Origin of the sequence: Psychromonas ingrahamii 37 (assembly GCF_000015285.1) — a bacterium.
GTDB lineage: Bacteria > Pseudomonadota > Gammaproteobacteria > Enterobacterales > Psychromonadaceae > Psychromonas > Psychromonas ingrahamii.
The window spans coordinates 1,709,305-1,732,829 of record NC_008709.1; the positions used below are offsets into that span (position 1 = coordinate 1,709,305).

Sequence of the window (23,525 nt, forward strand, 5' to 3'; positions counted from 1 at the left end):
TATTTTTTTAATTTCCTTGAGCAAGTCATTTGGGTATAGGTTAAAAAATCAGGTGCGCAATACCGGCAATCACCGGTAACGTCACTAAGGTTCTTAAAATGAAAACCACAAAGAGCTCGGCAACATTTATTGGGATCTTACTGCCCAGCATTAACGCACCAATTTCACTCATATAGATAAGCTGGGTAACGGACATGGCCGCAATAACAAAACGGGTCAACTCAGATTCGATGGAAGCCGCAAGAATTGAGGGAATAAACATATCGGCAAAACCAACCACAATGGTTTTGGATGCTTCAGCGGCTTGTGGAATCTGCAGCAACTCCAGAAAAGGAATAAAGGGATAACCTAAGTACTCAAAAATAGGCGTGTATTCAACAACAATCAGCGCCATTGTACCAATGGCCATGATCACCGGAATAACCCCAAAGACCATATCAATAACATTCTTAAGCCCATCCGTACAAGTCGCCTTAACACCAGGGGTCTTTTCCGCTCTGTTTAATGCATGCTCCAACCCCCATGAGAAAACATTATGCCCGGCAGGTGTTAACTCATCATCGGCGGATTGCGCACTGCCATCAATATAGCGGTCTTTCTTCCAGGAAAGGGGCGGTAATTTTGGCACCACAATGGCCGCCACAACACCGGCAATACACACCGCCAGATAAAAAGGGACAAATAAATGTTCAAGTCCCACCTGTGAGAGCACTACCAGAGAGAAAGTAATAGAAACCGCCGAGAAGGTTGTCCCGATAACCACCGCTTCACGCTGGGTGTAAAAACGCGCTTCATACTGTTTGCTGGTCAGTAAAATGCCAACACTGCCGTCGCCTAACCAAGATGCCATGCAGTCAATCGCACTGCGACCTGGAAGATTAAATACCGGGCGCATTACTTTGGTTAATAAGGTGCCGAACAGCTCAAGCATCCCAAAGTTCAATAAAAGCGGTAGTAACATCCCAGCAAAAATAAACACACAAAAGAGCATTGGCAGCAGATCGTTTAAAACCAGTGCACCGGTATTGCCAGAATAAATGGCTTCAGGGCCGATGCTAAAGAAAGTCATCACAATAAAGAGGGCACCCAGCAGGCGGATAATAAACCATACGGGTGAAACATCTAATAAGCTTTTTAAAAAATCACTGTCTTGAATAAAGGGGATCTTTATAACTTTATTAATCAGCGTCATCGCAGCTGTAAAGAGCACAACACCGGTTACCACGGCTGTTGCTGAATCACCAAGCAGGATCAGCAGACCTTTAGCCACAATGGCAATGGGGATAGTAATGTCACCCTGATAATTAACCGGTGTCATAAATAGTAAAAGGCCGATTAATGAAGGCACAATAAAGGTTAATATCGTCGCCAGATTATGCGATTTTTTTGCTGTTACTTCTGGCATTACTGTTGGAATTACTTTGTCCGTCACGTTACCACCCTGAAAATGTACTTTAAATTTGAGTCGTTACAGGAATGAAAACATTCATATAACAGAAAACGCGCAAGAGTACTCACTTTTTGTAGGGATGCAAATATTATCTATTATTTTTGCTTTGGTTGGTTTCACTTTCATTATTGGGGTTCAGCCCTTGAAGGTGTGTAGACGATGAGAAACCGAAACGCAGTTTCGCAGTTCGAGAGAGTTATGCTTCTCAACAGCAAAAGCAAACAGGTTACGCAGAGCTTAGCCCGATCATAATCCTGAACTGGCGTAAATGACTCCGGGCGTCCTGCCCTACGCCTTTCAGGTCGTTGTCGTAAACTCCAACGTTCAAATTTGTTCCTGACAAATTTGTCACTCCATGATTTCCTTTGCTAAAGTGATTAGCCATCACAAGAAAAACGGTCGGAAATTTTCGTAGCCGCACTGGTTTTGCATTCTAATCTATTGAATTAATGATGAAATATAAGTGGATGTCCAATCTTTTTCAATCTTTTTTTATTAAATCCGATAGAGGACTTCTTACACAGTTAGCACCTGCTTGTAATACATGTGTATAGATCTGAGTGGTACGGAGATCAGTGTGTCCTAATTGCTCTTGCACCGTGCGAATATCTGTACCACGCTGCAATAAGTGTGTTGCAAAAGAGTGTCGTAATGTATGGCAAGTAACTTGTTTTTTAAAGTCTAAAGTACGTGCTGCATTTTTTACTGCTTTTTGTATATTACTTTCATGCATATGGTGACGTCTTAGATTTGTAGTGCCAGGTTCAAATGACAGCTGTGTAGAAGGAAATAAATAGTGCCATTTTAGTTCTTTAGCTGCATTCGGGTATTTACCTGCCAGCGCATGAGGTAAATATACCCCTTGATAATCGGTCCGTTGCATATCTTGCTGATAATATAAATTAACTTTAGTAATCTGATTCTGTAATGATTCTATTAATTCAGGTGCTAATGTTACGCTGCGGTGCTTTCCTCCTTTCCCTTGCCAAATATTTATTGATAGATAATCAAAGTTAATATCTTGAATTCGTAAATTGACTGCTTCCATTAATCTTAATCCACTGCCATATAAGAGGTAACAAGGTAATGTTACTGAACTTGATAGAGACTTAAGTAATAGGCTAACTTCATCAATAGTTAATACGATGGGTAACTTAGGCTGCGTATTTGTTCTTTTAAAGTTGAGTGATAATGTTAAGGGGTTATCTAAGAATTCTCGGTATAAATAAACTAATGCATTAAGCGCTAATGCTTGCGTTTTTGGGGCTACTTTTTTGCTATTGGCGAGGTATGAAAGGAACGCTTCTACTTCAGCATTATGACATTCGAATGGGTGCTTCTTATTATTAAAGTAAATATAGGACTTTATCCAATAGATATAAGCCTTGATTGTTTTTTCTGCATAAAATTTAACACGCATACTTTCTGCTACGGCATTTAAAAATGGAGACTTCATTTATTTCTCCGCTGTTATTTTTTACATGATCTTATATACAGTATATGTGTTATTCCGTGTTTCTGCCGTTAATACGGACTTTTTTCATCTATCAACATGATAACTATTTGATTAACCATTTTAATTATTTGATTTTATGATGAATAAATGTATTGTGATATAAATTTTAACAAATTGATATCTTCCGTATTTCCACCGTAAATATGGAATTTTTCGGTTTAATACGCTGTTAACTTTCTAGGAGATACTATTGGCAATAGCAGAAGCTTGTAGTTTAGTAGATATATGGATTGAGCCTAAATATATAATTCCAGCATTCATGGTTTTTATATCTTCTGGCTTACTACCATTTCTTCTTCATAAATATAAAATGCACCGAGAGCGAGCTGAAAAACTTTTTGATACTCGTAAACAAGAATATCAAGAATACTTCAAAAGAATGGAAGATGCTGCTCGGCTGACGGCTCAAGATTATGATGAGTATTTATCAGTGACCTTGCCTAATGCTAGTCGTAATTTATATGAGTCTGGATCATCTCCTGAGGCGATGGTCGAATATCAAAAGGTAATGAATGACTTTACAAAAGGTATCAATCAAGGCTTTCAAAAAGCAACAACAGAGTTAACTAGCCTCCGTATAGTGTGCACTCCGAGTTTAGCCACTTTATTAGATGATTTTGAAAAGCAGTATACAAACTTGATGGGCATGCAACCGCAAATGCTAAAAGAGATCAAGGAATCTATGACACCAGAGGCGTTCGTTACTGGTGATTTTAATTTTGAAACTCCGACTAAAGTGATAATGATAGATTTGGGAAATAAGATCAAACAAACAAGAGATAATATTATTGCTTTAATGAGGTCTGAGTTAGGTTACGAAAGTTAACAAGGCATTTAAAACGGAACTAAAACAGTTGGTTAGGCTCCGCTTCGCTCCACATTATAACCAACAATTTTAGTCCGCTTAATGCGGCGTTGAGGCTGTAGAATTTCTCCAAAATACATGTTTTTCGTTATTTTCTTATTACTTTAAATTGTATGAAAAATGTACTTGATTGCACTGATCGTCTGTGATCTAATGGTTATTATTCGCTCTGAGTGAAATGTAATGGCCAATTACAAACCTGATTTATCCTGCCAAAGTAAATTCATTCCTATTGATTTTGCACAACAAATTATCCCCGGTACATTTGAATATGCACTTTCGCATATTGTCGATAAGCACCTCGATTTAACCACCTTTGATGATTGGTACAATAACGATAATGGCGGCGCAGCCGCCTATCCACCGTCAGTCATGTTAAAGATTATTCTGTTTGGTTATTCACGGGGTTTAGTTAGCAGTCGCCGTATCGCACAAGCTTGTGAAACCAATATTACCTTTATGAGTTTGTCGGGTGATGAGCAACCTCATTACACCTCTATCGCTAGCTTTGTCGCTAAAATGAAAGACAAAATTGAGCCTCTCTTTACACAGGTGCTGATGATATGTGACAGGGAAGGATTGATTGGCCGTAATATGTTTGCGATTGATGGCTGCAAGATAAAATCAAATGCCAGTAAAGAGTGGAGTGGAACGTTCGAAGAATTGGAACGTAAACAGACCAAGTTACGTCGAGCCAGTCGACGAATTATTGAACGTCATCAAGCACAAGACGGATTGAGTGAAGATGAAGTGCAGCATGATTTAAAGCAGAAAGAAAAGCTCGATAAAAGCGCTGATAAAATAAAACAATTCTTAGCAAGCAATGAAGAAAAAATAGGGAATAGGAAGAAACCCGTCAAAAGTAATGTCACCGATCCCGACAGTGCCAAAATGACCACCAGTAAAGGAACCATTCAAGGTTACAACGGCATTGCCATTAATGATGATAAACAACAGATTATCATGCAAGCACAAGTATGGGGCTCGGTGGGTGAGCAGCAAACCTTAAAACCCGCCGTTGAACAACTGCAAACACAGCTCGCTAAACTCGGTACACCGGACGCATTTAATGAGGCTAAATTTACCGCTGACAGTAGTTTCCACAGTGAAGTTAATCTTGAATTTATGGCAACAACTGGACTCGATGCTTATATGGCCGACACTGCATTTAGAAGTCGTAATCCCTTATTTAAAACAAGCGAAACCTATCAAACTGAAAAAGAAAAACGGCGTTTAAAACGCAGTAAAGGTCGAGCCAGATTATTTAATAGTACAGACTTTTATTTTAATGAAAATGAGCTTACATGTCGTTGCCCAGCGGGTAAGGAAATGTGGTTAAGTGTTAAAAGCATTGAAACGGCAGGCCGTCATTACGTTCGTTTTTCAGGTTATTTAAAAGATTGCCGAGTCTGCCCACTTCAAGCACAATGCATGCGGAAAGTACCAAGTAAACAGGGGCGACAGGTCCAGTTTGAAACGAATAAAGCAGATAAATACATCTCATATACCGATAAAATGCGCGTCAAGATTGACAGTAGTCCTGGTCGACGGCAGTACAGCAAACGGCTTGGTACAATTGAACCCGTTTTCGGTAATATAACGGTGAATAAAGGGATGAATAAGTTCACGCTTCGCGGGCAAGAGAAAGTGAATGCGCAATGGCAGATGTATTGCTTAGTTCATAATATAGAGAAGTTAAGAAACAGCCTGCATTAAGTCAAGGGCGAAGCCCTAATCTCAAATACCCTACGTTATAAGCCCTCAATAAACCGATTTATCACTCAATTTAACCAATCTGTTAATAAAAACCGAAGTAACTAATTGAATATCAATAAAATGTAAATTAATGTAGTTTGTATTTTATATAGACGGGCTGAAAATGAGAAATTCTACAGCCTCGTTATATACCACTAATTTAACAAAAATCTGATCGTGACTTGTGTTTTATTTTTGCTTGACTAGCATTTTATTACCCATTTATTATTTATGGGCAATAAAATGCAATGGTATCCAAGTATGTTGCTGTTGCATCCCTAAATGCAGTGTTTTATAAGGAACTAAATCATGACAGATATTAAAGTAAATAAAGAGCAGTGGGATGCTGTGTCCGCAGATGAACAACAAAGAATTACTGAGGGATTAATTGGTACTGGAGTTATGCAGGAAGGCGACCGAATTATAGGATCGGACTCTGAACCTAAATTTGATAAAAATACTTTAATGGAAAAAGGCTGGAACCCACTTAAGGATATATGCAAAGCTGGATGTGATGTTGCTGCTGGCGCTGCTTTAGGTTGGTGCACCGCTAACACTGTGGGAGTCGGTTTAGTTGCTTGCATAGCTGCCGCTGAAGTCGCACGAAGAGAATGTAAGAAACATTGCTGATTTTCAGTATATAACAAGGCCATTAAATCGGACAAAAAACAGCTGGCTATTGTTCGTGTCTCACAATTTTAGCCTGCTATTTTCTGCCGTTTATAGCTGGCGTTATAACCTCCAGAGAGAGCAAGTTGTTCGATAAAGAAACATTCTTATATGCCGTATTCATTCTTTATGTATTGGGAATAGGAACCTTAATTCTGTTTATGATACGCCAGTGACTTTTGGGGCATACAAAGATTGTTCTCTAAATGGAAAGTAGGATTTGGTGAATTTTTTTAGGGGATTAAATGGAGTAGGGGAACAACTGGACACCCGTCTAATTGACTAACTATTAATCCGCTTCTCTATTTTATTCAGGCACTGTTTTAGATGATTAGGAGTTCATTATGACGCCATCTCGTGCAACATAAGTTTCTTTGGTTGATACGCCTTATTTTATGAACAACATCCCCATTATTCAGTTCCTCGAAGTCAGCTCAAGCTGTTCAAATTTACTCCCTAAAAATTTGTCATTGTGTTTCCCGTTTATGCCTGAGTGGTATGGATAAATATTCAGGACAAAGTTACAAGCAGCATCGAGGATGGCTAGAAGAAGGCTTGCTATTTTTTTATCTGTAGTTCTTGCGATTAAACTTATTCAAACATCCTGTTCTCTCACCTTTCGATCTTATTATTAATAAAGAAAATGGAGACTATTATTCAATTTTTTGACTTAGGCACTAAAAACCCATTAATTTAAATACTTAGTTAAAACAGAGGTGTTGATAGAAGATTGATTATTTGTTATTTTGTTTTTTATAATCAAATAAAAGTAAAACAATAATAAATAAATGGCGATTTAAGATGAAACATTTTAAATAATGCTGTGCGAAGGCCAACTTAACGCAAGCTAATCAATCTGCTCGCCCAAAAAAAAACATCATGCAATAGTATTCATAAAGTATTTTAAAACCCTTCGTTGCAGGACAGCCCATCTGCGCACAGAAATACCGTCAGTGATTCATTTAGCAGACTTTATTAGCAGGGTAGTTTTGGCAATGATAAGCACGTATTGAATAATAAGCAGCGCAGACATTGCTTTGATTATTATACATATTATTAGCAGCCTTGCAGCATAACGTGCTAGAGGCTGATTTGGCAAATTACACCACCATTGGTGCTAATACCTTGCAAAGCTACTTAATAGAACATGGTTTTTAATGGCCTTACCGTAACGGCTTAATCCCTTTAAAAAAGAGGAGCGAGTCGCAATCTTTTTTAGCCTATAACGCACAGGAAAAAGGCTGTTATTCCACTGAAAAAAATGCAACTGGAAAGCCTCTGACGGACATGGATTATTAGCCAATTAATCGTGAAAAAATATTAAAGATTAGGCGCGTGCTATTACGTTATGGTGAATTAAATATAGCAGATCGCGAAAATACTCAATATGAACATAACTACCAATTTGGGCTGGTGAGAATAAACAATAAAGGGGAAAAAAAATGCTAGATCCTGCAATAGAAAGCTTTTTTTCTGACAGAAAAGAAGCGTGGCTAAAAAAAAAAGTAAATGCCTCAATGGAAGAGAGCGAAGTTAATGTCCTGCAATTAGAGTGTCAGCAATTTTTTTCACTTAATGAGTGGTTACCCAATGCCGCTAAAAGAGCAGGACAAATATCACTGGCAACACACCCTTGTACTTTTAGCCATCCCAGTGCCCGTAAAAATAAAAATGGTTATGTCAGTTCAGTTATTGCCAATGTACAAAGAGCGGAAGATGGCTTTTTAAAAACAGGTAATGTGGTCGTGGATACGGATGCATTAGGTAATGCTGCTGCGTTAGATGTATATAAATTTTTGACGCTAATAATGCAAGATAATCGAAGTTTGTTAACGCACATTCAACAGGATTCAGCATTGGCTGAAAATCTATTGGCAATGACATCCAAAAGTTATCAAGACCTTAAAACAGGCTTTTTGGCAATGATCGAAAGCTCTGTCGAAAATATTACCAGTTCTAAAATTAAGCAAGTCTATTTCCCTGTTGATAATGATTATCATCAGCTCTCTTTATTAACCAACTCAGGCATGCTTTATCAATTAAGGAAGCGTATTGACAGGTTAAGATTTTCTGATCAAGTAAAAGAGTTACGTGATAAAAAACGTAAAAATGAATTTAGTGAGCAGGGTTACTGTGACATTTATGGTTTAACAACGATAGGTTACGGAGGCACTAAACCACAAAATATTAGCGTATTAAATAATCAAAATGGCGGTAAGGCACATCTTCTTTCATCATTGCCACCAACAATAGAAAAATGCCACACACACTTTCCTAAAAGTGATTTTTTTGTTGAGTCTTTTCAACAGCAAGAGGCTCTCAGTCTTTTTTATTTTTTACAGAAAATCATAAAAAATAAATACAACAACATTAATATTCGTGATGCACGTAATGATTGTATCCAAGAAATTATCGACAAAATAATTGATAAAATGTGGGCGGTTAGAGCAATCTCAGCAGAGCAATATCATCAAGAGAGTTCAAATTTAAAGGATCACCAATTGATTTGGTTACATCAAAACTTTGCGCAAAAAAGAGAAGCCACGGATCTATGGCTAGATCAATTAACCACTGAAATAGCGCGCTGGCTCAGTCGCGCTTATGAAAAGATGATTGGCAAGCAGGCAATAAAGCTTGGTGAACAAGAACTTGCCCATATTGAACAAATTGTTGATCAAAATAGGGAGGCATTAAGATGAGTGAAATACAACGTGTATTGCTATTGCCACACATCAAAGTCCACAACGCTAATGCATTATCTAGCCCCTTTACGATCGGCTTTCCTGCCATGACAGCATGGTTAGGCGCGGTTCATGCGCTGCAGCGCAAGCTCAATGCAAAGGGATATGATGCAGTTAAATTTATCTCGGTAGGTGTTGTCAGTCACCAGTGCGACCTGCAAACACATAAAGGCGTGGGGGATTACGTACATTCTATTATTGGTACAGGTAATCCGCTTGATAAAACAGGATCACGTAGCGCATTTATTGAAGAAGCGCGTTGTCATTTAGACGTATCACTGATCATTGAGTATACGGGTACTGCCAAAGAAAATGAGGATGCAGTAAAAGATAAAATAACACAACTGCTTAATAGCAGCATGAAAATGGCAGGTGGCGATATTTTAACCTTTAATTTACCTGATTTTTTTAAAATAGAAGCGGGTAATACAAAAGACATCCATAAATTAATCCGAAAAGTAATGCCGGGCTATGCATTAATAGAACGACGCGACTTAATGATTGAGGCTATGGAGCAGGGGCAGGATGCCATTGATGCTGTTTTAGATAATCTCGCAATTCATCATACTGCTACGACAGACGAAAATACTAAAGGTGAAAGTACAGTCACTTGGTCAAGTAAACGCAAGACAAAAGGGTGGATTGTACCGATAGCAACAGGTTTTCATGGCTTAACCGAACTAGGACAAGCTAAAAATCAACGCGATCCGAATACTCTGCATCGTTTTGCTGAAAGTGTGGTGACATTAGGAGAATTTAAAATGCCACATCGTATTAAATCATTGAATGAGATTTTATGGTCTTACCACGCAGATATTCCGAATAATTTATATTTATGCACACAAAATTGCGTGACAAAAACAACTAATCTCTCTCCTATAACAAATCAATTATCAACACTTTTTGATTAATTTATTTTTAATAATAAGGAATAAATACCATGGCTAAAAATGAAAATATTGCATCAGTATTAGCATTTGAAAAGAAGTTAGTGCCATCAGACGGTTACATGTATGGCACTAACTGGGACAATAAAACCTTGGTGACAGCACTCTCATTAATTGAAAAATCGGTACGTGGCACTATCTCCAACCGTTTAAAAGCGGCGATAAAAAGTGATCCTGTTAAATTAAATACAGAAGTAGAAAAGGCAAATTTACAAACAATAGATGTTTGTGCACTTGCACCCGAGCAAGACACACTGAAATTACATTTTACTTTAAAAATTCTTGGCGGGGTACAGCAGCCATCGGCTTGTAATAATGCGCTGTTTAAACAAAGCTATAGCAAAGCAGTTAACAAATATATTGAAAAAGAAGGTTTTAAAGAATTGGGAAAACGCTATGCACTTAACTTGGCAAATGCACGCTTTTTATGGCGTAACCGTGTTGGATCAGAAAATATTGAAGTACAAGTTAATGCACTGAACAAAGACAGCAAGCAGTCATGGGGGTTTGATGCAACTCAATTTAGCATGCGCAATTTTGATGATGCTAACGCACAGGTTCTCGAATTAGGGGATCGCATAGCCAAAGCACTTTCCAGCGAAGATGATTTCTTAATGTTAGAAATTAACTGTTTTGTGCAGTTAGGTAAAGCGCAAGAAGTTTATCCAAGTGAAGAGTTGGTGTTAGATAAAGGTAAAGGGACAAAAAGTAAAATACTTTATGCAGTGAAAGATATTGCAGCCATGCACTCTCAAAAAATTGGTAATGCATTGCGCAGTATTGATACCTGGTATCCAGAATTTGTTGAGGTCGAAAAAACAGCTGGTCCGATAGCGATTGAACCTTATGGTGCTGTTACAAATTTAGGTAAAGCCTATCGTACCCCTAAAGATAAACAGGACTTTTATACCTTTTTTGATAAATGGGCGCGTGGCACTGAGCTTGGGCGGATTGAGGATGAACACTATGTAATGGCAATATTAGTGCGTGGTGGTGTCTTTGGTGAAAGTGATAAATAAGCTGGTGGTTTTTAAGGAAAGAAAATGAAATATTATCTCGATATTACTTTATTGCCAGATATTGAAATCCCGTTAGGTTTTATTTGGCAGAAAGTATTTCAGCAAGTACATATTGCACTGGCTGATAATAAAGTCGGTGAAAACGAATCCGACATTGCACTGTCGTTACCCAATTATGGCGATAAAGCTTTTCCATTGGGTAATAAATTACGTTTGTTCTCTGTATCAGAGCAAGCATTAGAAAGGTTAGCGATAACAAAGTGGCTCAAACGTTTTACTGACCATACACATATAACGTCAGTAAAAGCGGTGCCGGAATCGGCAAATGAGTATGCTTGTTTTACGCGTAAGCAGTTCAATACCAATATTTCGCGCTTAGCAAGACGCAGAGCAAAGCGGCATATGGAAACCTTTGAGAAGGCATTGCAATATTATGATAATTTTGCAGAAGAACAAACTAAATTGCCGTTTATGAATATTAAAAGTTTAACTAACAATGCACAATTTAGGATTTTTATAGAGAGATCAATAACAAAAATACCAAAACAGGGCACCTTTAATTGTTATGGATTAAGTCAAGCAATAGCAACAGTACCTTGGTTTTAACCTTTTTTTTGCTTTTTAAAAATATATTTTTTGGTTGTTATGCTATTGGCTCACTGCCACACAGGAAGCTTAGAAAAGCATTCAAAATAAGGCAACCAATTAAGGCGTGATTTACGCTTGGCTCTTTCAATAACACTGAACTCCAAATAAGGAGGTGTTATTCTGAGCGTTAAATAATTAACATGGGTATTTTGATGATTTCGGTAATTGATCGTGGTAATTTTAGTTTTTAAAAAATAATAACGGTTAATGGCGAATTTTATTAGATGTGGTTATTTGAGCCCTTACTTTAATACTGCTTTTTACGTATTATTTTAAGCTCTTATCACTTTAATCTAAGATGCATTACGAGGTTTGAAAATGGAATTTAAAATTGCTGAGTTAAGTGATATCTCGGCGATATTGTTACTGCATGCGAAATATCAGGTTGATACTATTTGCGATCAGGACAAAAAAGACGGTTTTGTGACCACCGCGTTTACGACGCCGCAGTTAACGAATCTGATTAATTAACAGCAGGTTTATTTATCGCTAAAAAGGAACGTTTAGTTGTTGCCTAGGTGATGCTGGGGATTTTGGTCAAGATGGCCAATGTTTGTACATATGATCAAAGATTTACCCAATTTAACCTATTTAGGGCAAACCTTAAGTGCTGAAAATTCCTATCAATATGGTCCAGTTTGCATTGATAAAAGTTGTCGTGGCTCCGGTATGTTGGAAAATATTTTTGATTTTTCCCGTGTCGAAATGGCTAAGCGCTATCGGATTGTAGTGACTTTTATTAATAAAATTAATCCGCGTTCTTTTGTGGCTCACACTAAAAAATTAAAACTTTCTGTGATTCAGAAGGTTGAGTTTTACAATCATCACTATTATGAACTTGTCTACGACACGGCAAAACCGGTGCAAGCCGATCTTTTGTAGCCTATTGTCTGTTAGTTTGCCCAGCTGCACTGATTTCTTGTTCTGAATATGCTGTTGCGGCGCTTAACCGGGTGATGATTATTTATATTTATTAAAATAAAAACAGGTAGTTATATGAAACAAATAAAGATTGATGGAAAATCATTTTGTCCTTCTAAAGTGGTCTGTATTGGACGTAATTATGTTGATCATATTAAAGAGTTAAACAATGAGATGCCAACACAAGCGGTTATTTTTGTTAAACCTAATTCCGCTATTTCTGAGCGAATAGTCAGTAATGACATTGAACCCATTCATTATGAAGCTGAAATTTCATTTGTTATCAATGCAGGGGTGATAAGTGCAGTGGGTTTTGGCTTAGATCTGACTAAACGCGCTTTACAATCAAGATTAAAAGCGCAGAGTTTACCCTGGGAACGTGCAAAAGCCTTTGATAAGTCAGCGGTATTTAGTGAATTTGTCAGTTTTAGCGGTGCCGTGCAAACCTTGTCGCTGCAGTTATTAATCAATGACAAATTAACTCAACATGCACATTACGATTTAATGATTCATAAACCCGCCGCAATCATCTCTGAAGTCAGCGGGTTTATGAGTTTTGAAGCGGGTGATGTGCTGATGACGGGCACCCCTAAAGGCGTGGGAGAATTATTTGAAAATGATCATTTTATCGGGCGCATTTTTCAGGGCGATACTCTGTTGATTGAACAACATTGGATAGTTGAAGGCTAAAAATTTAAAAATTAGCTGTTGAGGTATTTTAACCATAGATTGTCTGGTTTTACCGCTAGTCATTTTTATGCACAAGTCATGGGGAGTTGATTTATTTAGGTTAATTCCTGTTTTACGGCCTTTCATTTGGTATATGTACTAGCCAACTCTCTCTGATTTTAGTAAAATCGATTGCTATTTTTCTTAAAATCCAATCAATACGATGGTTATTGCTTGCTTCACATATGAGATTAAACAAATGCAACACCTTGATGAAATCGTTGCGAATGCGCAACAACAAATAGAGAAAGCCGCCGACGGCAACGAATTAGAACAAATTCGTCTACAATACCTGGGTAAAAAAGGCTTAATGACTGAGCAGATGAAAGGCTTAGGTAAACTGCCTCCTGCAGAAAAGCCCGCCGCAGGTCAAATGATTAATAAAGCAAAACAAGCCATTCAAGCGGTTTTAGTTGCACGTAAGCAGGCGATGGAAGCTGAGATTTTAAATGCCCGGCTGGCTGAAGAAACCATTGATGTCACCTTGCCTGGACGTGGTGCAATGCTCGGCGGTGTACACCCGGTGACGCGTACCGTTGACCGTATTACTGAATTTTTTGCTGAATTAGGTTTTGAAGTTAAAACCGGACCGGAAGTTGAAGATGCTTACCATAACTTTGATGCGTTAAATATTCCGGCACACCATCCTGCGCGTGCTGAACATGATACTTTTTATTTTAATCCTGAGCTGGTATTACGTACGCAAACTTCAGGTGTGCAGATTCGTACCATGGAAAAAGAAAACCCGCCTATTCGTATTATCTCACCGGGACGTGTTTATCGTAATGATTACGACCAGACACATACGCCTATGTTCCATCAAGTTGAAGGTTTGATGATTGCAGAGGACGTAAGCTTTACTCAGCTTAAAGGCATCCTGCATGCATTCCTGCATAACTTTTTTGAAGAGGACTTAGAGGTACGTTTTCGTCCTTCCTATTTCCCCTTCACTGAACCTTCCGCTGAAGTGGACGTATTAGGTAAAAATGGCTGGTTAGAAGTATTAGGCTGCGGCATGGTTCACCCGACGGTTTTACGTTCAATGGGGGTCGATCCGGAAAAATATTCAGGTTTTGCATTCGGTATGGGTGTTGAGCGATTAACGATGTTACGTTATGGCGTAAATGATTTACGTTCTTTCTTCGAAAACGATCTTCGTTTCCTCAAGCAATTTAAGTAAGGGTTAGAATAATGAAATTTAGTGAAGCTTGGTTACGAGAATGGGTTAACCCTGAAATTACACGCGATGCATTAATCCATCAAATTACCATGGCAGGGCTTGAAGTTGATGAGGTTATACCCGTTGCCGGTAAATTTACAAAAGTGATTGTGGGTGAAGTGGTTGAATGCGGTCCGCACCCAAATGCAGATAAATTACAAGTTACCAAAATCAATGTTGGTTACGATCAATTAATTGATATCGTCTGTGGTGCTAAAAATTGTCGTTTAGGTTTAAAAGTTGCGGTCGCTGTTGTTGGCGCTGTCTTACCGGGTGATTTTGAAATAAAAGAAGCAGAGCTGCGCGGCCAGCCATCATCGGGCATGTTATGCAGTGAATCCGAGTTGGGTATGTCAGAAAATTCAGACGGTATTTTAGAATTACCGCAGGCTGCACCAGTAGGTACTTGTGTCCATAAATTATTACATTTAGACGATATTATTATTGATGTTGATTTAACGGCTAACCGCGCAGATTGTTTAGGTATTGCAGGGCTTGCCCGAGAAGTCGGGGTCTTAAACAGTGTTTCTGTGACTGAGCCAACTTGGGAGAATGCTGCGGTTACGCTTAGCGAGCAAGTGGCCCTCAATGTACAAGCACCAGATGCATGCCCGCGTTATTTAGGGCGGGTTATTCGCGGTATTAACCAACAGGCTAAAACCCCATTATGGATGGTTGAAAAATTACGCCGTTGTGGTGTGCGCAGTGTTGATGCGGTGGTTGATATTACCCAGTATGTGTTACTTGAATTTGGTCATCCGATGCATGCCTTTGATTTAGATAAATTAGAGGGTGGCATTGAGGTGCGTCTTGCACAAGTTGATGAAAAACTGACCCTGTTAGATGGTAAAAAAGTTAACCTGAACAGCGATACTTTAGTGATTGCCGACAGCCAAAAAGCATTGGCAATAGCGGGTATTTTTGGCGGTCTAGACTCAGGTGTTTCCAAAGGTACAACGAATATTTTCTTGGAAAGTGCTTTCTTTGCGCCGCTTGCGATTGCTGGGCGAGCACGTTCTTATGGTTTGCATACCGATGCTTCTCACCGTTACGAGCGTGGTGTTGATCCTGTATTGCAAACTAAAGCGATGGAGCGGGCAACGCAATTGTTAGTGTCTATTTGTGGTGGTGAAGTTGGCCCGATTACAGAGGCATACAGTGATCAGCATATTCCCACGCAAGCGACCATTACATTACGTCGTAGTAAACTGGACCGTTTGATTGGTATTTCTATTGACTCGGATCGTGTTACCACTATCTTGACTCAATTAGGTTGTGACGTTAACCTGACCACCGAAGGTTGGGACATTATTGCACCAAGCTACCGTTTTGATATGGAAATTGAAGAAGATCTTATCGAAGAGGTTGCACGGGTTTACGGTTACGACAATATTCCTAATGTCGCACCCTTAGCGTCATTAATTATGGCCAGTCACAATGAAGCAAGATTAAAACTGTCTAAAGTCCGTGATGTATTAGTGGGTCGTGAATACCAGGAAGCAATCACTTATAGCTTTGTTGATCCGGACAAACAGCTGAAATTGCATCCCGAAGCAGATGCATTAATTTTACCCAATCCTATCTCTAAAGATATGTCAGCCATGCGCGTCAGTCTATGGACAGGGTTATTAGAGAGTGTTTCAAAAAATCAGAAACGTCAACAAAATCGTGTGCGTTTATTTGAGACGGGGCTGCGTTTTACAAAAGATGAAAATGCTGAAAATGGTATTCGTCAGGAAGAGATGCTGTCAGCTGTTATTGTCGGTGATTTAAATGATGAACATTGGGATATTGCAACCCGTCCGGTTGATTTTTTTGACCTGAAAGCGGATCTGCAAGCGTTATTGGACTTATGTGCTGACGCGTCCAGTTTTGAGTTTAAAGCAGAGCAACATAGTGCGCTGCATCCCGGCCAGTCTGCCGGAATCTATCGTGATGGTAAAAATATTGGTTATATTGGTACTTTACATCCCAGTTTAAGCAAACCCTTTGCGCTTAATGGCAGCGTGATTGTGTTTGAAATTGAACTGGCCCATATCAGCACCCGTAAATTGCCCTCTGCTGGCGACATCTCCAAGTACCCGGCTAATCATCGTGATCTGGCATTTGTGGTAGACGAACAATTAAATGCAGGTAACATACTAAAATTTATAGAAGAAATTGGCGGAACCCAATTAGTTGGCATAAACTTATTTGACGTATACCAAGGGCAAGGCGTTGAAAAGGGTAAGAAAAGTTTAGCGATAGGCTTGATCTTACAAGATACTACACGCACCTTGGAAGAACAGGAGATTGCTGACAATGTAACGAAAATTGTTGAAGCGGTTTCTAACAAGTTTAATGCATCATTGAGAGATTAATTTATGGCACTGACTAAAGCTGAAATAGCAGCAGATTTATCGGTAAAAATCGGTTTAAGCAAACGCGAAGCAAAAGAGTTTGTTGAATCTTTTTTTGAAGAAATTAAAGCAACACTGGAAAACGGAGAAGCGGTAAAAATCTCGGGTTTTGGTGGCTTTGAATTAAAAGATAAAAGTGAGCGTCCAGGTCGAAATCCTAAAACTGGCGAAGATATTCCCATTGCTGCTCGTCGAGTTGTGACCTTTCGGGCAGGACAGAAACTAAAAGAATTGGTAGAAAAAAATATGCCTGATACAGAGGTATAATTTTACTGAAGATAAAAAAGTCGCTTTTGTGGCTTTTTTATCTTCATTCTATGCGTGTTAAAACAGAGGCTAGCCAGAGAGTACACTCTCTTTTAGTCTAGGTTGATCAGATCCTGCTATTTACCATTCCTTCCTATTTTTTTATTATTGCAGCCAATACCCTTTTTTCCCCCATTTTTCCTGCGTCTAAATAGTTAACCTCATGAATGGAATTGGTTCAAAGTTATGAACTATCTTACAATTTCATATTTTTAATTCAGGTATAATTGACAGTCATTATTAAGTCCAATTGTATTGCGAAATTGTTCAATCATACTCATCTGTTTAACATTGAGATCTGTTTTTTGAAGTGCGACTTCAGTCGTGCCGAGGTATAACGCGATTAGTAGCATTAGCAAACTTCCAAATATAAAAACAGATCCTCAGTTTTATAGGTTAAAAATAGGTTGAGTCATTCTAAATAAGCGGATAGCAAGCTAGAGAGGTGTTTTTTGTCATTCCATCAATATAAAAAAATAGTCGTGTTAACCGGTGCCGGCGTATCCGCCGAATCTGGTATTCAAACCTTTCGAGATACGGATGGCCTATGGGAAAACCACAAATTAGAGGATGTAGCAACCGTAGAGGGTTATAAAAAAGATCCGGAATTGGTACTGGAGTTTTATAATCAACGTCGTCGAGATTTCTGTTCAGGGCATAAAAAACCTAATGCTGCTCATTTAGCCTTAGCAGAATTAGAAGAGAAGTTTGATGGTGAGTTTTTACTGGTAACACAAAATATAGATAATTTACATGAGCAGGCAGGCTCTAAAAATATCATTCATATGCACGGAGAACTATTAAAGTCTCGTTGCCCTACAAGCAATCAACTTACTGAATGTTTCAATGATATTGAAACCAGTAATTTTTGCCACTGTTGCCAATATCCATCGACATTACGTCCACATATTGTTTGGTTTGGTGAAATGCCGCTTGGTTTAGATATTATTTATCATCATTTATCACAAGCAGATCTGTTTATTTCGATTGGCACCTCCGGCACGGTTTATCCTGCCGCTGGATTTGTTGAAGAAGCTAAAAGTGTCGGTGCATTTTCCATTGAGTTAAATTTAGAAGCGAGTGAAATTCATAGCCACTTTGACCAGGTTATTTGTGGTAAAGCCACAAGCGTCGTCCCTGATTTGGTTAAGACTATATTAGCAAGCCAAACTACTGAAGATACCGAGTCGAGCGCGATCAAAGTGTAACAGGATGAGAAGGGTGATTCCCTTTTTAAGTATTCGCCTTCGAGAGAGTTTCCCAAGGGTAAAATGATCAATAATAAACGAGACGCTTCGTTGTGTTAGAAGGCGTCGACTTAGCATAACGCGATGATCGATTTTCTGCCTGCATTTATTATCCTGCTAATTCCTGCATACTTCAGTTATTTCTGTATAGCCAATTGATTAATCAATTGGCTATACAGAGTCAATAAACTTGAAAAGTTAATGGAACTCCCTACAATAGAGCGGCATTTATAGTTTATACCACAACGGTGATATCTCCTTCTTCGCGCTTGGTATATACAATGAAAAACTTTATTTTATTTAGGATAATTAGCTTGTATGAGTGAAAAACATTTTATTTTAGGGGGTGATATTAAAAAGTCACTCAGCGAAGCTCATCACTTCGATATTAAATCTCTTTTTAAAGACGCTTTTGTTATCACCAAAAAGAATTTCCTGTCTCTGGCTGTTGCAAGTTTTGCGACTATCGTTCCCTTGGGCCTTGCATACCTGTATATTTTTCAATCTTTTGGCGAAGCTGATCAGACCATGCAAATGGTACTTAATTATATTATTACTTTATTGGTTGCACCGCCGCTATTAACGGCATTACAAATGATGGGCATTCATCACTCTGTCGGTTTGAAAACGAAAGCGAATGATCTTTTTAAATACTTTAATCTTATCCTGAAACTATCACTGGCAACAATGATTGTCAGTTTAGTCTCCAATCTTGTTTCGCTGGGGCTAACCCAGGTATTTGGCAGTATTGGCTTACAAATCTCTATTGTTGCTCTGTTATATTTCAATATGGTCTTTTGCCTGGTGAATCCCCTGATTGCAGAAAAAAAATTAGCGCCTTTCTTAGCGATTAAATTATCTTTTAAGATAGTCAATAAAAACTTACTGCAATTTTCTTTTATTTATTTATTATTAATGGTGTTATTTTTTATTGGCATTATTACTTCCGGTATAGGTTTATTGTTCATTTTTCCTTTTTATTTTAATGTCATGGGTATTATTTATCGTCAAGTTTGTGGTGTGAGAGTTTTGGCAGTAGAAGGCAGCTCGCCAGCAGATAACGATAATGATCGTAGTTCCGGTTTTGAGGCTTAATTTTACTCAACATAATTAATAAAAATATAAAGGAAGATAATAATGCGCTTGGGATTTTTTTTGGTTTTATTGCTAACAATGACGACAACAACAAGTAGTGTCTTAGCCTCGCCCTTAAAATTAAATTATTCGCTTTTTTTTGGCTATATGAAAACCATCTATAAGCTTGATTATGAATATGTAACAACGGCTTTTTATTTGCAGGATAAAGATTCCGGGCAGGCATGTTTAATCAAAAATGCACAAATCGTTGTGGATCAAAAACGTGAACCGATAACCTTTACAACACAAGGTCAGTTATTGCCTTTTTATTCACAGCAGCATCGTAAAGATGGTGCGATGATTGAGGTCGAATTGTTAGCCGGGCAGGAAAATTATCAATGTGATTTGCAAGTTACTCTGATGGCTAAAGAGTTTGAATCAGTGCAATTATCAGATCCTAAACTTGCACTAATAAGCGAACAACTTGAGGGCATCTTAAAAAAGAATGCCGGTATGATAGGCAAATATTTTTTACCCACTTTTTCAGGTGTCCGTCTGCAACTCACTGAGCCGCTTAGTAAACAACAGTTATCAGCCTTACCTAAACAAGTGAATTTGTCAGAAAATGGGGATCTGTTAATATCAAATGTGCTGTTGAATTCAGACTTAACAGACAGTACTGTCCTGCTGAAGATTGACCGCATTACCCCCTGGATAACCCCATAATATTTTGTCCCTTTTAACCTGCAGAGAGTTAATCCGCACAGAGTTAACCGGGAACGAATTAACCTGGATTACTGCACAACAAAGTGATCGGCTCGTGAGCATTGAGCCGCTTGTGCAGGCGCTGACCAATGTGGTTTTTTTGTTAACCTTAGCCAATAATAAAAAAATCATTTTCAAACGCTTAAACCTGAGTGCAAGAGATATCAGTGATAGAAAGTGTGAATTCAAGGTTGATAATCTTGCCACGCTTGCAGGTTTGACACCTAAGGTTATTGCCTGTTGCACGCGCTATAAATTGCAGGAATATTTTGTGGGGAAAGAGTTAAGTTGTTTTCCCGTCAATAAAGAGCTCATTAATCTGCTCGCTTTACAGTTGAAAAAAATTCATCAACTACCGGCATTGCATGCCCAACCACAAAGATTAAGTCTTACCCTAAAGCAGCTTAAACAAAGAATAAAGCTGGACATTGATGAAGCACATTTTTCTGTTATGTTAAAGCGCGCTATCGCCTTGGACAAAGGCAGTGCTAGAAATGTTTTGTGTCATGGTGACTTGTCTTTAAATAATCTGTTAATCAATGACTGGCAACAGGTAATGATTTTAGATTGGGAGTATGCCACGCTGGCTTGCCCTGCTTATGATTTAGCGTCCTGTATGTGTATAAATCGCCTGGATAACCTGCAGCAGGAAAGCTTAATTGCTGCGTATCATCATTTACACAATGCTGATATTTTGATCTCATTATCTGCACTGCGCAGGGAGTGCAGATTGTACTTTTCTGTCTTTAGTTATCTTAATGCCTTGTGGGAAAAGTGTTTTTTAGTCAATGAGATATCACAGGCAGAAGATAAAACCTCTGGTGCTTAATTATTGTCTCGTTTTTAAACCCCGTCATGAATCAATATGAATGGCCGCAAAGCAAATTACAAAAAATCACCACCCACATTTCATCAGACTGCTAAACATTGTTTCGATTTTGCTAAATTGGTTTTTGTAACGATAATTCTTATCTTTTTGTGACTCAGATGGCATAATAAATACTCACCTTCTCAATAAATCACTTAAAGGTCTTGAAATTGAAATTTACTAGCAAAGAAGTTATCTTGTTTGATTTAGACGGTACCCTTATTGACAGTGCACCAGACTTATCATTAGCCGTTAACCATATGTTAAGTGCACTGCAACGCCCCACTTTTGAGCAAGATATCATTCGCTCTTGGGTTGGTAATGGTGCGGAAGTTCTGGTTAAAAGAGGTTTGTCAGGACAAGATGTGATCGATGAAAATATTGATCCGGACTTAGTTGAAAAATCATTACAACTGTTCTTTAACTTTTATAAAAAAAACTTATGTGTTGATACCAAACTTTATCCTAGTGTGCGCGCCTGTTTAAAAATATTAAAAGCCAAAGGTTACCGCTTAGTGATTGTAACCAATAAACCCTTTGAATTTATCGAACCCATCTTAGAAGGGTTAGAATTGACCGGCTTGTTTGAAATGTTATTAGGGGGCGATAGTCTGGAAAAACGAAAACCTGATGCTTTACCTTTATTACATGTTTGTGAAAAACTTTCCGTCACCGTTGAGCAGTGTTTGATGGTTGGTGATTCGAAAAATGATATTCTGGCTGCCAAGGCAGCTAAGATGGAATCTATCGGTCTAACTTATGGGTATAATTATGGCGAAGATATTAGCCGCTATAATCCCGAAGCTGTTTTTGATGATTTTTCTGATATTGTCGCAACACTCAGTTAATACGTCAGAGCATTTTTTTAGAAACACAATAAATTTTTACGGGGTCAAGTGGAAAGTCAAAAGAAACAGGTAAATAAAAGCAGTCAGTTTAATGTTGGAATAGTTGGCGGTGGTATTGCGGGATCAAGTCTCGCGTTATATTTAAGTGAATTAGGGATAAATGTCTCCTTGCTTGAAAAAGGAGAGGGTTTAGTTAATGGACCTCCTATTTGCCATCTGCATGCGGGTGGCAATTTCTACCGGGAAATTTCCGAACAGCAATGTTTGACGCTCCTTGCGCAGTCGATTGATCTGTTGCGTTTATATCCCTTTGCAGCCGACTACCGACCAACGGTATTGGCGGTACCCAAACATGATGACGGCACGGTCGATGAGCTGCTCCCGCGTCTGCATAAACTGCAGTTAGAGTACCAGCGTTTGATTGACGAGAATCCTGATAATAAAGTGCTCGGTGAAAGCCGGGATTACTTTCGTTTATTTGAACGCGAGCAGCTGGAGGCATTGGCGTTGCAGGAGCCCAGTCAAGATCCTCAGAGCTTAGAGCAGTGGATGATTCCCATTGCTAAATATGTTGATTTGGATAAGCTTAAATTTCCGCTGATCCTGGTTCAAGAATTCGGCTTGAATACCTTTCGTTTAGGGGCCGGCTGCACACTCTCTTTGCAGAAAAATCCGCATTGTCAATTACTCACCAACTCCTTCGTTACCAACATTATCGCTTCTGAGACAGGCCAATCCTGGCTGGTAGACTACCAACAGGAAGGGGTAAATAAACAGGCTGAATTTGATTATTTAATTAATGCAGCGGGTTTTAGAAGCGGTAAGATTGATGACATGTTAGGTTTTAAACGCCAGCGGCTGGTCGAGTTTAAGGCAGCTTATATTGCGCGCTGGTCAGACTCTGATTGTCTGTGGCCGGAAGTTGTTTTTCATGGAAAACGGGGTACCCCTAATGGCATGGCGCAATTTACGCCTTATCCCGGCGGCTACTTTCAGTTGCATGGTATGACTGGTGATATTACCCTGTTCGATGAGGGTTTGGTTAATAGCAGTGAGCAAAGTGCGCAACCAAAATTAGCCGAAAAATTTCTCAAAAAAATCGACTATAAATGGTCCGAGCAGGAGATGGTTACCCGTACTGACCGTTCTATAGAACTTCTTGGTTCTTATATTCCAAGTTTTAAGTCTGCGAAAATCGGTGCTAAACCCTTATTTGGCGCACAGCAAATACCCGGCGGCGATCCAACATTAAGAGCGACAGATGTCTCTTTTGTCAATGAAAGATATGCGCGTTGCGAAGCCGTGAAAGCCTCTTCTGTTTTAACCTGCGCAGATGAGATTGTTAAGCAGATGTCCGCTTGTTATTTAATCGATCCAAGCATCAAACCGACCCGTTCTTTTCCCGTCACCCAAAGCATTAGCGAGGAGGAAATCAAGGAGCAGGCGGAAAAATCAGCACAGCGACGTGATTATCCTTTGCCCTTAGCACATCTTAATGTTGCAAAACTTCCATTGACCTAAGGGGTGCGAGCTGTC

The 23,525-nt window shown here is 38.8% G+C and carries 22 protein-coding genes; 19 read left to right on the forward strand and 3 right to left on the reverse strand.

Translation table 11 applies throughout. The features are described 5' to 3' along the window. Positions 1–40 precede the first annotated feature (40 nt). Entirely contained in the window at positions 41–1,405 is a 1,365-nt protein-coding gene (locus PING_RS07350) for a YjiH family protein (RefSeq protein ID WP_041766143.1), read from the reverse strand. A gap of 526 nt (positions 1,406–1,931) precedes the next feature. Further along, positions 1,932–2,906, reverse strand: coding sequence for an integron integrase (locus tag PING_RS07355; protein WP_011769771.1), 975 nt, complete (start codon positions 2,904–2,906; stop codon positions 1,932–1,934). Positions 2,907–3,156: 250 nt separating this feature from the next. Here PING_RS07355 and PING_RS07360 point away from each other — a divergent pair, with 250 nt between their 5' ends. The 13 genes from PING_RS07360 to PING_RS07415 all read left to right on the forward strand — a co-directional run bounded on the left by PING_RS07360 (position 3,157) and on the right by PING_RS07415 (position 17,145). Next, a complete protein-coding gene (locus PING_RS07360; RefSeq protein WP_041766146.1) occupies positions 3,157–3,792 on the forward strand; it encodes a hypothetical protein in 636 nt (211 codons plus the stop codon). 222 nt (positions 3,793–4,014) lie between these two features. Further along, positions 4,015–5,547, forward strand: coding sequence for a transposase (locus PING_RS07365; protein WP_011769773.1), 1,533 nt, complete (start codon positions 4,015–4,017; stop codon positions 5,545–5,547). Positions 5,548–5,895: 348 nt separating this feature from the next. After that, positions 5,896–6,216 (forward strand): hypothetical protein, encoded by a 321-nt coding sequence (locus PING_RS07370; RefSeq protein WP_011769774.1) that lies wholly within the window; start codon positions 5,896–5,898, stop codon positions 6,214–6,216. A 1,481-nt stretch (positions 6,217–7,697) separates the two neighbouring features. Continuing rightward, the gene (csy1, locus tag PING_RS07375) at positions 7,698–8,954 is read left to right on the forward strand and encodes a type I-F CRISPR-associated protein Csy1 (protein ID WP_011769775.1); all 1,257 of its coding nucleotides are present in this window, start codon (positions 7,698–7,700) and stop codon (positions 8,952–8,954) included. Beyond that, positions 8,951–9,907, forward strand: coding sequence for a type I-F CRISPR-associated protein Csy2 (csy2, locus tag PING_RS07380; protein WP_011769776.1), 957 nt, complete (start codon positions 8,951–8,953; stop codon positions 9,905–9,907). Before csy1 ends, csy2 begins: the two co-directional genes overlap by 4 nt. Positions 9,908–9,936: 29 nt before the next feature. After that, positions 9,937–10,962 carry a type I-F CRISPR-associated protein Csy3 gene (gene csy3 / locus PING_RS07385; protein ID WP_011769777.1) on the forward strand — a complete coding sequence of 342 codons (1,026 nt, stop codon included), beginning with the start codon at positions 9,937–9,939 and terminating at the stop codon, positions 10,960–10,962. A 24-nt stretch (positions 10,963–10,986) separates the two neighbouring features. Next, complete coding sequence (gene cas6f, locus PING_RS07390; protein ID WP_011769778.1) at positions 10,987–11,568, forward strand: type I-F CRISPR-associated endoribonuclease Cas6/Csy4; 582 nt, start codon at positions 10,987–10,989, stop codon at positions 11,566–11,568. A gap of 360 nt (positions 11,569–11,928) precedes the next feature. Further along, entirely contained in the window at positions 11,929–12,081 is a 153-nt protein-coding gene (locus tag PING_RS21305) for a hypothetical protein (RefSeq protein WP_232279410.1), read from the forward strand. A gap of 78 nt (positions 12,082–12,159) precedes the next feature. Continuing rightward, the gene (locus tag PING_RS21310) at positions 12,160–12,492 is read left to right on the forward strand and encodes a hypothetical protein (RefSeq protein WP_232279411.1); all 333 of its coding nucleotides are present in this window, start codon (positions 12,160–12,162) and stop codon (positions 12,490–12,492) included. A 114-nt stretch (positions 12,493–12,606) separates the two neighbouring features. Further along, positions 12,607–13,221 (forward strand): fumarylacetoacetate hydrolase family protein, encoded by a 615-nt coding sequence (locus PING_RS07400; RefSeq protein ID WP_011769779.1) that lies wholly within the window; start codon positions 12,607–12,609, stop codon positions 13,219–13,221. A gap of 238 nt (positions 13,222–13,459) precedes the next feature. Further along, positions 13,460–14,440, forward strand: coding sequence for a phenylalanine--tRNA ligase subunit alpha (gene pheS / locus PING_RS07405; RefSeq protein WP_041766149.1), 981 nt, complete (start codon positions 13,460–13,462; stop codon positions 14,438–14,440). 11 nt (positions 14,441–14,451) lie between these two features. Next, positions 14,452–16,839 carry a phenylalanine--tRNA ligase subunit beta gene (gene pheT, locus PING_RS07410; RefSeq protein ID WP_011769781.1) on the forward strand — a complete coding sequence of 796 codons (2,388 nt, stop codon included), beginning with the start codon at positions 14,452–14,454 and terminating at the stop codon, positions 16,837–16,839. A gap of 3 nt (positions 16,840–16,842) precedes the next feature. Further along, the gene (locus tag PING_RS07415; RefSeq protein ID WP_011769782.1) at positions 16,843–17,145 is read left to right on the forward strand and encodes an integration host factor subunit alpha; all 303 of its coding nucleotides are present in this window, start codon (positions 16,843–16,845) and stop codon (positions 17,143–17,145) included. Between the two features lie 251 nt (positions 17,146–17,396). Here the strand turns inward: PING_RS07415 and PING_RS20480 are convergent, their stop codons facing one another. Beyond that, entirely contained in the window at positions 17,397–17,537 is a 141-nt protein-coding gene (locus PING_RS20480) for a hypothetical protein (RefSeq protein ID WP_157035320.1), read from the reverse strand. A 99-nt stretch (positions 17,538–17,636) separates the two neighbouring features. Here PING_RS20480 and cobB point away from each other — a divergent pair, with 99 nt between their 5' ends. From cobB to PING_RS07445, 6 genes are all read left to right on the forward strand, one after another. After that, positions 17,637–18,392, forward strand: a complete 756-nt coding sequence (gene cobB, locus PING_RS07420; protein ID WP_011769783.1) for a Sir2 family NAD+-dependent deacetylase — start codon at positions 17,637–17,639, stop codon at positions 18,390–18,392. A gap of 357 nt (positions 18,393–18,749) precedes the next feature. Then, a complete protein-coding gene (locus tag PING_RS07425) occupies positions 18,750–19,526 on the forward strand; it encodes a DUF2189 domain-containing protein (protein WP_011769784.1) in 777 nt (258 codons plus the stop codon). A 42-nt stretch (positions 19,527–19,568) separates the two neighbouring features. Continuing rightward, positions 19,569–20,234, forward strand: a complete 666-nt coding sequence (locus PING_RS07430) for a DUF2987 domain-containing protein (protein ID WP_011769785.1) — start codon at positions 19,569–19,571, stop codon at positions 20,232–20,234. A 4-nt stretch (positions 20,235–20,238) separates the two neighbouring features. Then, positions 20,239–21,102, forward strand: a complete 864-nt coding sequence (locus PING_RS07435) for a phosphotransferase (RefSeq protein ID WP_011769786.1) — start codon at positions 20,239–20,241, stop codon at positions 21,100–21,102. A 209-nt stretch (positions 21,103–21,311) separates the two neighbouring features. Beyond that, entirely contained in the window at positions 21,312–21,989 is a 678-nt protein-coding gene (locus tag PING_RS07440; protein WP_011769787.1) for a phosphoglycolate phosphatase, read from the forward strand. A 48-nt stretch (positions 21,990–22,037) separates the two neighbouring features. Beyond that, the gene (locus tag PING_RS07445; RefSeq protein ID WP_011769788.1) at positions 22,038–23,510 is read left to right on the forward strand and encodes an FAD-dependent oxidoreductase; all 1,473 of its coding nucleotides are present in this window, start codon (positions 22,038–22,040) and stop codon (positions 23,508–23,510) included. The last annotated feature ends 15 nt before the right edge of the window (positions 23,511–23,525 follow it).

What these genes read in the sequence shown, in the direction of transcription:
- PING_RS07350 (WP_041766143.1), bottom strand. Translation starts at nt 1,405, where the DNA reads ATGCCAGAAGTAACAGCAAAAAAATCGCATAATCTGGCGACGATATTA.
- PING_RS07355 (WP_011769771.1), bottom strand. Translation starts at nt 2,906, where the DNA reads ATGAAGTCTCCATTTTTAAATGCCGTAGCAGAAAGTATGCGTGTTAAA.
- PING_RS07365 (WP_011769773.1), top strand. Translation starts at nt 4,015, where the DNA reads ATGGCCAATTACAAACCTGATTTATCCTGCCAAAGTAAATTCATTCCT.
- PING_RS07370 (WP_011769774.1), top strand. Translation starts at nt 5,896, where the DNA reads ATGACAGATATTAAAGTAAATAAAGAGCAGTGGGATGCTGTGTCCGCA.
- csy1 (WP_011769775.1), top strand. Translation starts at nt 7,698, where the DNA reads ATGCTAGATCCTGCAATAGAAAGCTTTTTTTCTGACAGAAAAGAAGCG.
- csy2 (WP_011769776.1), top strand. Translation starts at nt 8,951, where the DNA reads ATGAGTGAAATACAACGTGTATTGCTATTGCCACACATCAAAGTCCAC.
- csy3 (WP_011769777.1), top strand. Translation starts at nt 9,937, where the DNA reads ATGGCTAAAAATGAAAATATTGCATCAGTATTAGCATTTGAAAAGAAG.
- cas6f (WP_011769778.1), top strand. Translation starts at nt 10,987, where the DNA reads ATGAAATATTATCTCGATATTACTTTATTGCCAGATATTGAAATCCCG.
- PING_RS21305 (WP_232279410.1), top strand. Translation starts at nt 11,929, where the DNA reads ATGGAATTTAAAATTGCTGAGTTAAGTGATATCTCGGCGATATTGTTA.
- PING_RS21310 (WP_232279411.1), top strand. Translation starts at nt 12,160, where the DNA reads ATGTTTGTACATATGATCAAAGATTTACCCAATTTAACCTATTTAGGG.
- PING_RS07400 (WP_011769779.1), top strand. Translation starts at nt 12,607, where the DNA reads ATGAAACAAATAAAGATTGATGGAAAATCATTTTGTCCTTCTAAAGTG.
- pheS (WP_041766149.1), top strand. Translation starts at nt 13,460, where the DNA reads ATGCAACACCTTGATGAAATCGTTGCGAATGCGCAACAACAAATAGAG.
- pheT (WP_011769781.1), top strand. Translation starts at nt 14,452, where the DNA reads ATGAAATTTAGTGAAGCTTGGTTACGAGAATGGGTTAACCCTGAAATT.
- PING_RS07415 (WP_011769782.1), top strand. Translation starts at nt 16,843, where the DNA reads ATGGCACTGACTAAAGCTGAAATAGCAGCAGATTTATCGGTAAAAATC.
- PING_RS20480 (WP_157035320.1), bottom strand. Translation starts at nt 17,537, where the DNA reads ATGCTACTAATCGCGTTATACCTCGGCACGACTGAAGTCGCACTTCAA.
- PING_RS07425 (WP_011769784.1), top strand. Translation starts at nt 18,750, where the DNA reads ATGAGTGAAAAACATTTTATTTTAGGGGGTGATATTAAAAAGTCACTC.
- PING_RS07430 (WP_011769785.1), top strand. Translation starts at nt 19,569, where the DNA reads ATGCGCTTGGGATTTTTTTTGGTTTTATTGCTAACAATGACGACAACA.